Origin of the sequence: Actinomadura chibensis NBRC 106107 (assembly GCF_001552135.1) — a bacterium.
GTDB classification, from domain to species: domain Bacteria; phylum Actinomycetota; class Actinomycetes; order Streptosporangiales; family Streptosporangiaceae; genus Spirillospora; species Spirillospora chibensis.
Map to the genome: position 1 here is coordinate 107,595 of NZ_BCQP01000025.1, position 12,450 is coordinate 120,044.

General features: G+C 73.2%; 14 protein-coding genes. 2 read left to right on the forward strand and 12 right to left on the reverse strand.

Features of this window, described 5'->3' with window-relative positions:
• Positions 1-57: 57 nt before the first annotated feature.
• The 4 genes from ACH01S_RS15140 to ACH01S_RS15155 form a co-directional block, all read right to left on the reverse strand.
• Positions 58-249: a DUF1059 domain-containing protein gene (locus ACH01S_RS15140; RefSeq protein WP_067891232.1), complete on the reverse strand. Its 192-nt coding sequence runs from the start codon at positions 247-249 to the stop codon at positions 58-60.
• A 177-nt stretch (positions 250-426) separates the two neighbouring features.
• Positions 427-1,263, reverse strand: a complete 837-nt coding sequence (locus ACH01S_RS15145; RefSeq protein ID WP_169809266.1) for a S1 family peptidase — start codon at positions 1,261-1,263, stop codon at positions 427-429.
• 178 nt (positions 1,264-1,441) lie between these two features.
• The gene (locus tag ACH01S_RS15150; RefSeq protein WP_067891235.1) at positions 1,442-2,272 is read right to left on the reverse strand and encodes a helix-turn-helix domain-containing protein; all 831 of its coding nucleotides are present in this window, start codon (positions 2,270-2,272) and stop codon (positions 1,442-1,444) included.
• A 120-nt stretch (positions 2,273-2,392) separates the two neighbouring features.
• Positions 2,393-3,274, reverse strand: a complete 882-nt coding sequence (locus ACH01S_RS15155) for an alpha/beta fold hydrolase (RefSeq protein ID WP_067891238.1) — start codon at positions 3,272-3,274, stop codon at positions 2,393-2,395.
• Positions 3,275-3,342: 68 nt separating this feature from the next.
• Here ACH01S_RS15155 and ACH01S_RS15160 point away from each other — a divergent pair, with 68 nt between their 5' ends.
• On the forward strand, positions 3,343-4,029 hold the full coding sequence (locus tag ACH01S_RS15160) for a glycerophosphodiester phosphodiesterase (RefSeq protein WP_067891241.1): 687 nt from the start codon (positions 3,343-3,345) through the stop codon (positions 4,027-4,029).
• A gap of 109 nt (positions 4,030-4,138) precedes the next feature.
• Here ACH01S_RS15160 and ACH01S_RS15165 read toward each other — a convergent pair whose 3' ends face one another.
• The 8 genes from ACH01S_RS15165 to ligD (ACH01S_RS15200) form a co-directional block, all read right to left on the reverse strand.
• A complete protein-coding gene (locus tag ACH01S_RS15165) occupies positions 4,139-5,755 on the reverse strand; it encodes a DEAD/DEAH box helicase (protein WP_083980701.1) in 1,617 nt (538 codons plus the stop codon).
• 396 nt (positions 5,756-6,151) lie between these two features.
• Positions 6,152-6,445 carry a GlsB/YeaQ/YmgE family stress response membrane protein gene (locus ACH01S_RS15170; RefSeq protein WP_067891395.1) on the reverse strand — a complete coding sequence of 98 codons (294 nt, stop codon included), beginning with the start codon at positions 6,443-6,445 and terminating at the stop codon, positions 6,152-6,154.
• Between the two features lie 135 nt (positions 6,446-6,580).
• Positions 6,581-6,814, reverse strand: coding sequence for a DUF3107 domain-containing protein (locus tag ACH01S_RS15175; RefSeq protein WP_067891244.1), 234 nt, complete (start codon positions 6,812-6,814; stop codon positions 6,581-6,583).
• A 126-nt stretch (positions 6,815-6,940) separates the two neighbouring features.
• Entirely contained in the window at positions 6,941-7,567 is a 627-nt protein-coding gene (locus tag ACH01S_RS15180) for a TetR/AcrR family transcriptional regulator (RefSeq protein ID WP_083980712.1), read from the reverse strand.
• A 226-nt stretch (positions 7,568-7,793) separates the two neighbouring features.
• Positions 7,794-8,033, reverse strand: a complete 240-nt coding sequence (locus ACH01S_RS15185; RefSeq protein ID WP_067891251.1) for a hypothetical protein — start codon at positions 8,031-8,033, stop codon at positions 7,794-7,796.
• Positions 8,033-9,397 carry a dihydrolipoyl dehydrogenase family protein gene (locus ACH01S_RS15190; RefSeq protein WP_246236637.1) on the reverse strand — a complete coding sequence of 455 codons (1,365 nt, stop codon included), beginning with the start codon at positions 9,395-9,397 and terminating at the stop codon, positions 8,033-8,035. The genes ACH01S_RS15185 and ACH01S_RS15190 overlap by 1 nt, the downstream gene beginning before the upstream one ends.
• 110 nt (positions 9,398-9,507) lie before the next feature.
• Positions 9,508-10,416 carry a non-homologous end-joining DNA ligase gene (gene ligD, locus ACH01S_RS15195; RefSeq protein WP_067891257.1) on the reverse strand — a complete coding sequence of 303 codons (909 nt, stop codon included), beginning with the start codon at positions 10,414-10,416 and terminating at the stop codon, positions 9,508-9,510.
• 26 nt (positions 10,417-10,442) lie between these two features.
• Positions 10,443-11,417, reverse strand: coding sequence for a non-homologous end-joining DNA ligase (gene ligD, locus ACH01S_RS15200; protein ID WP_067891260.1), 975 nt, complete (start codon positions 11,415-11,417; stop codon positions 10,443-10,445).
• Positions 11,418-11,529: 112 nt separating this feature from the next.
• Between ligD (ACH01S_RS15200) and ku the strand changes: the two genes are divergently transcribed.
• On the forward strand, positions 11,530-12,432 hold the full coding sequence (gene ku, locus ACH01S_RS15205; RefSeq protein ID WP_067891263.1) for a non-homologous end joining protein Ku: 903 nt from the start codon (positions 11,530-11,532) through the stop codon (positions 12,430-12,432).
• Positions 12,433-12,450: the final 18 nt, after the last annotated feature.

The following is a 12,450-nucleotide window of genomic DNA, read 5'->3' on the forward strand; positions in this document are numbered from 1 at the left end:
GATCATGGACGTCCGGCCATGCCCCTGGGCGCGTCAGTCGGCCCGTCAGTGCGCCCGTCAGTGGGCGGCGAGGTGCTCGTCCTTGAGCCCGCTCCGGATCTCCTCGCGCAGCTCGGGCGTGTCCTCGTGGCCGTGGACGGAGGCCGCGTGCTCGGCGGCGGCGCGGACGACCTCGTCCTCCTCGCCGCTGATGGTGAGCGTGCAGCCCGACTCGCTCGGCATGTCCCGGCAGTCGGCGACCTTCCGCATCGTTCCTCCTCCCGCACCGCATCGCCAGAGTTACCCCTCTTCCCGTCAAGCGTTACATATCCCCAGGTGAGCGGGAAGTGAGGCGCGGCCACGTCCCGGCCAAGTCTCGGTCACGCGGGGACAGGGCCGCCCCGGCGCGCGGTCGGTCGCGCCCGGGACGGCTGGTCGGAGCCGGGCTCAGGCCGCGGAGACCACGCTCTCGATCCACTCCCGGTGGGCGGTCACGTCCGTGTAGATGCCCTTGCCGGTGCTGCAGTCGGGCAACTGCGGGGCCGGCTTGTCCGGGTCGTACGGCAGCGCCTCCACCCGGCTGAACGCGCCGATGAGCCGCCACCCCGCCGGGGTGCCGCGCAGCAGGGGCCCGCCGGAGTCGCCGAAGCAGGCGCCGGACCTGGTGTCCGGGTTGCCCGTGCACACCTCGGCGGCCGCGTCGATCGGCGCGACGATGTTCACGCAGGCCGACGGCTCGCGGATCGCCGAGTCGAGCTGCTGCAGGACGTCGGGCGCGTCGGCGCACCCGGTGTTCGGGCCGGGCGAGGCGCAGCCCCAGCCGATCAGCCGGACCGGGGTGCCGGTGGGCTGCCGCGCGTCCAGCGGGACGGGCGCGTTCGCGACCGGCCGGTCGAGCCGGACCAGCGCCACGTCGAACGCGGTCTCGGTGCGGTCGGGGTGGACGACGATCCGGTCGGCCCCCCGGACGCCGCCGCCCTCGTCCTTGCGCAGGCTTCCGACGCGCAACTGGAGATCACCGGGCTGCTTGCTCTGGACGCAGTGCGCGGCGGTGACGACCCATCGGTCGGTGATCAGGCTGCCGCCGCAGAAGTGCCCGCCCGAGGGGTCCTGCAGCGACACCATGAAGGAGTACGGCTCGGTCGCGTCCTCGCCGCCGATGATGGTGGCGGTGACGTCGCCCGGTCCGGGCGGGTCGGGGTCGGCCAGCGCGCTCGGCGCGGTCGTCCCGAGACAGAGCGCCGCCGCGGCCGGCGCGATCAGCGCCAGGCGAAGTTTGCGCACGGTGGGTGTCCTTCCGGTGCGTCCGGGCGGCGCGGCCGAGGGGCTCGTCCGGCGCCGCGGGACCATCCGTTGATGATCTTGCACCCGACGCTAGGGGCCGCCCGCCTCGCGGACGATCCAGCGGGCCCGCCCATTCCCGGTGCAGCGGGCACCACCACCCGGTGCCGGGCGCCACCGGCTAGAGGGCGGCGCGGTGGCCTTCGAGGAGGGCGCGGGAGTCGGCGGGGGAGAGGGTGACGTCTTCGAGGAGCTTCCAGGTGTCCCACAGGTCGGCCTGGGCGGCGTCGATGCCGAGCGCGGTGTGGACGAGCGAGATCCGGTCGGTGACGCCCGGGAACTCCAGGACGTCGAAGGACCCGTTGAGCCCCGCGTGGACCCCGTTGGACGTCGGGATCACCCGGACGGTCGACCGCCCGTCGGCGGCGAGGTCGAGCAGGTGGGTGAACTGGGCGCGCATGACGTCGGCGGGGCCGCCGTGGTGCTCCAGCATGTAGCCGTCGAGGATGACGTCCAGGGTGCGGGGCCTGCCGGACGGGGCGTGCTGCTGCCGGTTGCGCAGGAGGTCGAGCTCCTCCTCGACGTTCAGCCGGGGGACGTGGTGCTGGAAGAGCAGCCGGGCGTACTCCTCGCAGCGGACGAGCTCCGGCATCCGCGCGATGCCGAACGTGTGGATGATCGGGGACTCCGACTCGACGGTGTAGATGTCGCGGACGAGGGCCTTCAGCCGTCCGACGTGCCGCGCGAGCCACGGCGGCCCGGCCGGGCGGGACGCGAGGTCGACGAGGACGTCGCGGACCCGCGGCGGCGCGCCGTAGGCGTCCAGGATCTCGCCGACCTGCGCGGGCGTGACCTCGCCGAAGCCGGTCTCGACGCGGGCGAGCCAGTTGGCGTCACGGCCGAGCAGGGACGCGGCCTCCGGATAGGACAGTTCGAGGATCTCCCGGATCTTCCGCAGGTGCTGCCCCAGGCTCCGGGCATTGATGTTGGGGGCTCGGTAATCCACCGGCATACGCCCAGCCTAGGCCGAATCCGGCTCCGGTGCGCACACTTCCCGTCGCCGAGCGTGCACATCTCGGATGTCCGTCTGGTGGACGTCCGGTGTCCGGCCCTGGACGCGGCGGCTCCGGCCTCAGCCGAGCCCGGTGCGCTCCGCCTGCGCCCAGAAGTCGCGGAGGGCGGCGGCCGTCGTCTCGGGGGCGTCCCAGGCGGGCGAGTGCGCGGCGCTCGGGATCACGACCTTGGACGCGCCGAGCCGCTCGGCCATCTCGGCCTGGGCGGGCGGCAGCCAGACGTCGTCGTCCTCCCCGTAGAGGACGAGCACCCGCAGCCCCGTGTCGGCGCAGTGCTTGACCAGCTCGTCGACCCGGTCGGGCGCGGTGAGGATCTCGTCGGACATCCGGACGAGGCCCGTCTCGGAGTTGCCGAGCGTGCGCGCCTTGAGGAAGGCGATGATCTCCTCGTGGACGCCGCGCGCGGAGTAGTCGGGCTCCAGGGCGATCTCCCAGATCGTCGGCATGCCGAGCTCGGGGATCGCGTCGCGCAGGGACTGCGCCCTGGTCGCGGCCTTCCCGGTGACGGCGGACGGCCCGGAGCTCATCAGCGTGAGCGACGCGGGGCGGACCCGGTCGGCGAGCACCGCCTCCCGGCACACCAGCCCGCCGAACGAGTGCCCGACGAGGTGCGCCGGGTCGGGGCCGAGCGCTTCGAGCAGGGCGCTGACGTCCTCGCCGAGCGCCGCGCGGCCGTAGGCGGCGTCGTCGTCCGGCCCGGCGGACTCGTACTGCCCGCGCATGTCGATCGAGAGGACGCGCCGGCCGGACGCCGCGAGGCTGTGCAGGACGGCGAGGAAGTCCTCCTTGCTGCCCGTCAGGCCGGGGACGAGGAGCGCCGGGCGGCGTTCGGGCACCCCGGACCCCGGGAGGGCCTCCAGGGCGGCGAACGAGCCGCGGGGGGTCTCGACGTTCGTCCGGCGCACGCCGGGGGGCAGGGTCAGGAACCGGGGCGTACTCACGGGGGACCACCATACTCAATGCCGCATGCTCACCGCTGGTGAGAAAGCGGCGGTGGTAGCGTCGCAGGGTGCGTCCGAAGCCTGCGATCTCCGCGCACCGCCGGGACGAGGCGGGCCTCACGGGGCTCACCGCGGCCGTCGAGTCCGGGGCCGAGTACGTCGAGATCGACATCCGCCGGACGGGGGACGGCCGGCTCGTCGTCCACCACGACGCCGAGGTCGGCGGCCTGGCGCTGAAACGGCTCACCTACGAGCGGGTGCAGGACCTTTCGCCGCGTCCCGTCCCGCTGGTCAGCGACGCCATGCGGATCATCGCGGGCCGCGCCCAGGGGCACCTCGACCTCAAGGAGCGCGGCTGCGAGCACGAGACCGTCGAGCTCGCGATGGACGCGTTCGGGCCGGACGGCTTCGTCGTCACGACCCGCGAGGTGGTCTCCCTCGTGCAGATCAAGAAGAGCTTCCCCCGCGCCCGGACGGCCCTGTCGGTGGGCCGCAACCTGTGGGAGCGCGGCGTCGCGCGCGACTTCGCGCCGCTGCGGCTGATCCGCAGGGCGGGCGCCGACATGGTCGCGGTGAACCACCGGCTGGCCCGCGTCGGCGTGCTCCGCCAGTGCGCCCGCGCCGGGATCCCCGCCATGGTCTGGACGGTCAACGCCGAGCCCGTCATGCGCCGGTTCCTGCGCGACCCGCGGGTCGCCGTCCTCGTGACCGACCGGCCCGGCACCGCGCTGGAACTCCGCGACAAGCCGAACTGACCCCGGCCGGGGCCCACCCCCAGGGACACGCGGCCAGGCGCGCAGACGGAAGAACCGCGAGACCGGGGCTCCGGTCTCGCGGTTCGGCGCTCTCTCGCTGTGTACCTGGTCAGGCCGTCCGCGACTCGGCCTCGGCCGCCGGCGACGCCTGCGCCGCGGGCTTGCCCGCGCGGGTGCGGCGGCGGCTCCGGCTGCGCTTGCGCTCGGTGGCCACGGCGTCGACGACGTTGTCGTCCGCCGGGGTCCCGGCCTTGTGCGCGGCGGTCTCGGCCTCCGCCGCGGCGGCCTCGACCGGCTTGCCGGCGCGGGTCCGGGCCCGGTTGCGCTTGCGGCGGCGGGGCCGCGGGCGCTCCCGCTCCCGCTCCCGGTCGCGGTCACGGTCGCGGACGTGGGTGCGGACCTTGCCGGTCTCGCCGATGTCCTCCAGCTCCTCGGCGTCCAGCCCGGCGCGGCCGCCGCGCAGCTCCGCGGGCAGCGTGCCCGTCGTCCCCTCGGGAATGCCGAGCGACTCGAAGAAGTGCGGGGACGTGGAGTAGGTCTCCTCCGGGGCGGCGAACGGCAGGTCGAGCGTGCCGTTGATCAGCTTCCACCGGGTGAGGTCGGACCAGTCGACGAAGGTGACGGCGACGCCCTTCTTGCCCGCGCGGCCGGTCCGGCCGATGCGGTGCACGTAGGTGTCGGCGCTGTCCGGGCACTCGTAGTTGACGACGTGGGTGACGTCGTCGACGTCGAGGCCGCGGGCCGCCACGTCGGTGGCCACGAGGACCCCGATCTTGCCGTTGCGGAACGCGCGCAGCGCCCGCTCCCGCTGGCTCTGCCCGAGGTCGCCGTGCACGGCGGCGGCGTCGAAGCCCCGCTTGGCGAGGTCGGCGGCCACCCGGTCGCAGGCCCGCTTGGTCTGGCAGAAGATCATCGTCAGCCCGCGGCCCTCGGCCTGCAGGAGACGCGCGAGCATCTCCGGCTTGTCCATCTGGTGGGCCTGGAAGACGTGCTGGACGACCTGCGGCGTCGCCTCCGACTCGGTGTGCGACTCGGCCCGCACGTTGGTGGGCCGGGTCAGGTACCGGCGCGACAGCGCGACGATCTCGCCCGGCATCGTCGCCGAGAACATCATCGTCTGGCGCTTGGCCGGGACGCGCTCGATGATCCGCTCGATGTCGGGCAGGAAGCCGAGGTCGAGCATGCGGTCGGCCTCGTCCAGCACGAGGACGCCGACCTTCGACAGGTCGAGGTGCTTCTGCTTCACGAGGTCCAGCAGGCGGCCCGGCGTGCCGACGACCACGTCGACGCCCTCGCGGAGCGCGTCGATCTGGGGCTCGTAGGCGCGGCCGCCGTACACCGACAGGACGCGCGTGCCGAGCTTGCCGCCCGCCACGAGCAGGTCGTCGGTGACCTGGAGGGCCAGCTCGCGGGTCGGCGTCACGACGAGCGCGCGCGGCTCGCGGCCGCCGTGCTCGATCCGCTGCAGCAGCGCCACGCCGAAGGCGAGGGTCTTGCCGGTGCCGGTGCGGGCCTGGCCGATGATGTCGTGCCCGCCCAGCGCGATCGGCAGGGCGAGCTCCTGGATGGGGAACGCTTCGACGATGCCCTCCGCTTCAAGGGCATCTGCTATCTCGGGGACGACCCCGAGTTCACGAAAGGTAGTCAGGGCTTTCAGCCTCCAATATGCGGGGTCTCCGCTCCCGGGTGCGGCGCGGCACGACCGAGGGCGTCGGCGTAGGGACATGCCCGCCGATCGTTTCCTGTGGCCGCGCGCTCGCGCGGGAGGGACCAGCCGTTGCTCAAAATCTCTCGGCGACCGCAGTCAGGGGTTGAAAGCAGTCACTCGCTGTGGCTGCGTGCGGTCACACTCCGCGACGCAGTGTACCGACCGTTGATTCCATACACCAATAGCCGTTCACCGCACCCAACGTTTCCATGGTTTCGTCTATTCCATGCCCCGCCCGCCAGGGACTATCCGCAACGGGAAGATCGGGTCGGCGGGCCCGCCGCGGCGCCGCCGCGACGGCCACATCCGGACACGCCGGTCCCGCCGGGACGCCGAAGGCCCCCGCCGGGGCGGCGGGGGCCTTCGCACGGCGCATCGTCGGCGCCCTCTCCGGACGGCCGGAACGCGGCGCCGTCAGAACGTGCGGCGGCGGGGGTGCCAGCCGTGTCGCCTGCCGCCGCCGATCCCGCGCGTGTTCGCGGACGTGAGCGCCGCCACGCCGAGCGCGGCGACCAGCACCGCGAAGATGAACGCGATGATCGCGCCCGCGCCGAGCGCGTCCGCGACGACTCCGCCGACGATCGCGCCGACGATCCCGGCGAGGATCGTGAGCGGGATGCCGATCGGGTTGCGTCCGGGGAGGAGGAGCCGTGCCAGGGCTCCGATGACGGCACCGACGACGATGAACCAGAGAATCGTCGTGAGCATGTCGATCATCCTTCGTGTTCCGAGGGCCGCGAGGTACGGCCCGTGGTCGGAGATCGATGTGCCCGCTCAGCAAGAATCAAACAAAGACCTGGTCAACAAACATTTACCGGCGCGCCCCACGGCCTCTCGGGCCGGTCAGGTGTACTGGGTGCCGAAGCCGACGCTGCGCTGCTCGTCCTCGGAGATCTCCAGGTAGGCGAGGCGCGCGACGGGGACGACGACCCGTCCGGCGCGGCGGTCGCGCAGCACCAGCACCCCGTTCGGCTCGGCGAGCGCGTCGGCCAGCGCGGCCTGCACCTCGTCGGCCGACTGGGCGGTGTCGACCTCCAGCTCCCTCGGAACGTTCTGCACGCCGATGCGGACCTGCACGCGTTGCTCCCGTCGTCCGTCGCGTCCCGCCGACCTCCGGCGGTCCCGTCTCCGATGGTCGCATGTGGATCACCGGATGCGCGGCCACCGGGTTCGGCCCTCGGTGAAACCCGCGCCGGGCGCCGGTCAGGACGCGTCGGCGCGCGGGAACCCGGAGATGCCGCGCCAGGCCAGCCGGGCGATGATCTTCTCGGCGGTGTCCTTCGGGATCGCGCGCTGCTGGGACAGCCAGTAGCGGGCGCTGACCTCGGCCATCCCGACGAGGCCCATGCCGAGCAGGTGCGCCTCGTCGCTCGGGGCGTCGGTGTCCTCGGCGATGACCTGGGCGATCATCTCGGCGCACTGCTGGTTCGCGCGGTCGACGCGGGCCCGGACGGGCGCCACGTTGCGCAGGTCGGACTCGAACACCAGCCGGTACGCCTCGCCGTCGCCGGCGACGAAGTCGTAGAAGGCCTGCATGCTCGCCTGGACGCGCAGCTTGTTGTCCGTGGTGGACCCCAGCGCGTCGCGGACGGTGTTCACCAGCGCCTCGGCGTGCTCGTCCAGAAGTGCGAGATACAGCTCAAGCTTGCCCGGGAAGTGCTGGTAGAGCACGGGCTTGCTGACGCCCGCGCGCTCGGCGATCTCGTCCATCGCAGCGGCGTGGTACCCCTGCGCGACGAACACCTCCTGGGCCGCGCCGAGCAGTTGCCTGCGGCGCGCCAGCCGCGGCAGCCTGGTGCCACGGGGGCGTGCGTCCGGGGTCGCGGTCACCACCATCTCCGATCAGCGGTCGTCGCGGCGGATCCGGGGTCGTCCGCCGCGCGGGAACAATCACCTCATCGTACGCGGGAGTAACTCCGTCGGTCACGATTAACGGCCGTCGGCGTTCCTTCGCGCAGGTCAGTGTATTTCCGGGGACGGCCTCCGGGCATCCCCGCCCCGGTTTTCGGGAAACCTTCTTTTCAATGCGCCCGGGCGGGCGCCGCCGGTACGCGCGTCAGCGGTACTCGTCCTCGTCGAGGCGGACCTCGCGGAGCTGCTCCGCCGCGTCGGCCTCGTTCGCCTCGTCCGGCAGCTGCGCGGTCCATTCGCGGGGGGCCTCGTCCGCGTCGAGCGCGGCGCGCTGCTCGGCCGCGTCGGCCTCGTTGGCCTCGGCGTCGGCGGCGTCCTCCACCGCGTCCTCCACCGGGGCCCCGGCCGCGTCGGACGGCTGGTCCAGGTCGTCGTGCTCGCTCATCACGGGTCCTCCTCGCGCGTGCTCTCGTCGCGGGCCGCCGCGCAGACCGCCGCCAGCTCGCGCAGCGGCGCCTCCACCGACTCGCCGTACGTCGGGAAGGCGTGGACGACGTCGGCGAGCAGGCTCAGCGGCGTCTCCGCGCGGATGGCGAGGGCGATCTCGCTCATCCACTCCTCGGCGCCGAGCCCGGCCGCGGCGGCGCCGACCAGCAGCCCGCGGGCGCGGTCGGCGTACAGCTCGACCCGGCCGCGCTCGTCCGCCCCGACCGCCGCCCGGGCGGTCGCGGCGAGGTCGTACCCGGCGGTGCGGAGGTCTATGCCGAGTTCGGCCGCCCGCGTCGGCGAGACCCCCACCGAGTAGACGGTGGGGTTCGTGTAGACGACGCGCGGGATCGCGCGGTAGTCGGCCTCGCGGCGGCGGCCGAGGAGGTTCGACAGCACCACCCGCGCCTGGTAGCGGGCCGCGTGCGTGGTGCGCGCGACGCCGGTGACGTCGCCCGCCGCCCACACGCTCCCGGCCGCCGACGGCACCCGGCACGTCTCGTCCACCGGCAGGCCGCGGCCCGGCGATACCGCGACGCCGAGGTGCTCAAGCCCGAGGCCCTCGACGCGCGGGCGGCGCCCGGCGGCGACGAGGACGCGGTCGGCGTCGAGCGTGCCGCCGTCCGACAGCCAGAGCCGGAGCCCGGTGTCCTTGCGCTCGACGTTGCCGAGCCCGGCGCCGAGCCGCAGGTCGACGCCCATCCGGCGGAGCTCGTCGGCGAGCACCTCGCCCGCGAACGGCGCCTCCGCGGTGAGCAGCCGCCCGGACTCCTCGACCACCGCGACCTGCGACCCGAACGCCGCGTAGACCTGCGCCAGCTCGCAGCCGACCGGGCCGCCGCCGAGGATCACGAGGCGGCGCGGCAGGTCGGGCACGGACAGGGCCTCGTCGCTCGTCCACAGCGGGACGTCGGCGAGCCCGTCCGCGGCCGGGACGACCGGCTCGCTCCCGGTGCAGACGACGAGGTCGGTGAAGCCGTGCTCGGCGCCGTCCACCTCGATCCGGCCCGGGGCGAGGACGCGGCCCGCGCCGCGCAGCACGGTCACGCCCGTCTCGGCCATCCGCGCGACGGCGGGGTCGTCGGAGCGGCGGCCGGTCAGCTCGTCGCGCCGGGCGAGCGCCATCTCCCAGGTCTCGCCGCGCCGCGCCGACAGCAGCAGGCTCTTGGACGGCACGCACGCGAAGTACGGCGACTCGCCGCCGACCAGGCGGTTCTCGACGAGCGCGACACCGCGTCCGGCGCGGGCGAGGCCGGCGGCCACCAGTTCGCCCGCCGTCCCCCCGCCCAGCACCACGACGTCGTAATGGTGGTTCCGCGACAACTTGCCCTTCCTTCCGCCCGGTGGGATCCCCGCGACCATGGTGGCGGAATCCCGCGCCGGAGAGTGCCGGTTCGACCACATAGGGCACCGGAATCGCGGACGGCGGCGCGTTAGGGAAGCGGTCGCCCGCCGTTCAGCAGCGGTTCCAGGAGGTCGCCGTGCTCGTCCAGCCGGGCGAGGACGTCGGCGGGGGAGAACACCAGGTCGGCGGCGTCCGCGCAGGAGTCGAGCTCGTCCCAGGTGATCGGCGTCGACACCGCCGGGCTGCGCGCGGCGCGCAGCGAGTAGGGCGCGACGGTGGTCTTGGCGGGGTTGTTCTGCGACCAGTCGACGAAGACCTTGCCCTTGCGGAGCCGCTTCTCCATCTTCGCGACGACGAGCTTCGGATGCTCCTCGGCGAGGCGCCGCGCGGCGGCCTTCGCGTACTCCGACGTCCGCTCGGCCTCCTTCGGCTCCTCCACCGGGACGTACAGGTGCAGGCCCTTCTTGCCGCTCGTCTTCGGGTAGGACTCCAGGCCGTCCTCGGCGAGCAGGTCGCGGAGCAGCCGCGCCACCTCGCACGCCTCCACGATCGTCGCGGGGTCGCCCGGGTCGAGGTCGAAGACGATCAGGTCGGGGGTGTGGACCTTGCCGCGCGGCCCGACCTTCCACTGCGGGACGTGCAGCTCCAGCGCGGCGAGGTTGGCGCACCAGACGAGGGTGGCCAGGTCGTCCACGACGACGAAGTCGAGCGTGTCGCGCCCGGTCGAGCTGCCGGGCGTCGGGATCGTCGCCGTCCGCACCCAGTCGGGCGTGTGGGACGGCGCGTTCTTCTCGAAGAACCTGCCGCCGTCGACGCCGTCCGGCCAGCGGATGCGGGTGGCGGCGCGGTCCTTCAGGTGGGGCAGCATCGCGGGGGCCACGCGGGCGTAGTAGTCGATGACCTCGCCCTTGGTGAAGTCGGGGTACATGTCCTTGTCGAGGTTGGAGAGGGACAGGCGGCGTCCGTCCACCTCGACGGTCGTTCGCTTAGAACTCACGGGTGCTCCGGTGCGGGGCCTTCCGGTCACTCTTCACTGGTGACCTCCAGGGGGTCCTTGTCGTCGCGCAGCCCGCGCCAGGACGGGAAGCGCAGCCGCCCGTCGCGCGTCCGGGCGCTGTAGGCGACCTCGCCCACGAGCCGGGGCTCGACCCACTGGGCGTCGCGGGCGAACTCGCGCGGGACGGGCTCGTCGTAGGGGCTGGTGGGGCGGCGCAGCGGCCAGAGCGTCTCGTACAGCTCGTCCAGGGCGCGGTCGGAGAAGCCGGTGCCGACGTGCCCGACGAAGCCGAGCAGCCCCTTGACGTCGTACTCGCCGAGCAGCAGCGACCCGACCCCGCCCTCGCGGCGGCCCTTGCCGGGCTTCCAGCCGCAGACGATGACCTCGCGCGTCAAGAAGTTCTTCACCTTGCGCCAGAAGTCGACGCGGCGGCCGGGGCGGTAGGGCGAGTCGAGCCGCTTGGCGAGCAGCCCCTCCAGGTGTTGTTCGCGGGTGAAGGCGAGTAACTCCTCCACTTGGTCGGTGTCGCCGCCGTGCAGGTACGGGGGGACCTCCACGGGCCCGGTCCCCGCCAGGTCGAGGTCGGCGAGGAGGGTGCGGCGCTCTGCGTAGGGCATGTCGTAGAGGAGGTGGCCGTCCAGGAACAGGACGTCGAACACCACGTACCTGACGGGGACTTCGCGGATCAGCCGGGGGTCGGGGTGGGACACGTGCATGCGGCGCTGGAGGCGCTCGAAGCTCGGCCGTCCGTCGTCGAAGGCGACGACCTCGCCGTCCAGGAGGACGTCGTGGTCGGGCAGGAGGTCGGCGAGCGCGGACAGCTCGGGGTAGCGGCCGGTGACGTCGCCGCCGCGCCGCCCGCCCGCCCGGACGCCGTCCGCGGACACGTGCGCGAGGACGCGGACGCCGTCCCATTTCAGTTCCAGCCCCCATCTGTCGCCGTCCGGGGGCAGCTCTCCGGTCGCGGCCATCATCGGCTCAACGGGCCACGGCATCGTCATACCGGCGTCTTACCCTGTCCCGCCCGACGGAAAAGGATCAAGGGCGCGCGGTGGCGCAAAACGAACGGGATTGCGACGCTAGGGGCGGGAACCCGCTGGGTAAGGACGTGACATGCGCAGTATCTGGAAGGGCGCCATCTCGTTCGGGCTGGTCACGATACCGGTGAAGCTGTATTCGGCGACCGAGCAGAGGGACGTCAGCTTCCACCAGGTCCACCGCGAGGACGGGGCGCGCATCAAGTACAAGCGGGTCTGCACGGCGGACGGCGAGGAGGTCTCCTACTCCGACATCGCGAAGGGGTACGAGCTGCCGTCCGGCGAGATGGTCGTGCTGACCGACGAGGACTTCGCCGACCTGCCGCTGTCGTCCAGCCGCCGGATCGACGTCCTGCAGTTCGTGGAGCGCGAGGAGGTCGACCCGATCTACTTCGCGAAGTCGTACTACCTGGAGCCGGACGCGCAGGGCGCCAAGCCGTACGTGCTCCTGCGGGACGCGCTGGAGAACTCGGGCCAGGTCGCCATCGTCAAGATCGCGCTGCGGCAGCGGGAGTCGCTCGCGACGCTGCGGGTGCGGGGCGGCGTGTTCGTGCTGGAGACGATGCTCTGGCCGGACGAGGTCCGCGAGGCCGACTTCCCGTTCCTGGACGAGGACATCGAGGTCCGCAAGCAGGAGCTGTCGATGGCGACCTCGCTGATCGAGTCGATGGAGGGCGAGTTCGACCCGACCGAGTACAAGGACGCCTACCGCGAGGCGCTGCAGGCGGTGATCGACGCGAAGATCGAGGGGCGGGAGGTCGCGCGTCCCGCCGAGGAGGCCGAGGAGGCGCCCGCCGCCGACCTGCTCAGCGCGCTGCGGGCGAGCGTGGAGGCGGCGAAGAAGAGCCGGGGCGAGAAGGCCGGGAAGGCCGCGTCCGGCAAGGACGGCGCGGCGAAGAAGCCCGCCGCGCGTAAGGCCTCGTCGGGGTCCGGGACGAAGAAGGAGCCGGCGAAGGGCCGGAGCCGCAAGTCGGCCTGACGGCCCGCCGCCGGCTCG

Coding starts and splice junctions, on each gene's coding strand:
- ACH01S_RS15150 (WP_067891235.1), bottom strand. CDS start 2,272: ATGCCGGTGGATTACCGAGCCCCCAACATCAATGCCCGGAGCCTGGGG.
- ACH01S_RS15140 (WP_067891232.1), bottom strand. CDS start 249: ATGCGGAAGGTCGCCGACTGCCGGGACATGCCGAGCGAGTCGGGCTGC.
- ligD (WP_067891260.1), bottom strand. CDS start 11,417: ATGACGATGCCGTGGCCCGTTGAGCCGATGATGGCCGCGACCGGAGAG.
- ACH01S_RS15165 (WP_083980701.1), bottom strand. CDS start 5,755: ATGTCCCTACGCCGACGCCCTCGGTCGTGCCGCGCCGCACCCGGGAGC.
- ACH01S_RS15170 (WP_067891395.1), bottom strand. CDS start 6,445: ATGCTCACGACGATTCTCTGGTTCATCGTCGTCGGTGCCGTCATCGGA.
- ku (WP_067891263.1), top strand. CDS start 11,530: ATGCGCAGTATCTGGAAGGGCGCCATCTCGTTCGGGCTGGTCACGATA.
- ACH01S_RS15185 (WP_067891251.1), bottom strand. CDS start 8,033: ATGAGCGAGCACGACGACCTGGACCAGCCGTCCGACGCGGCCGGGGCC.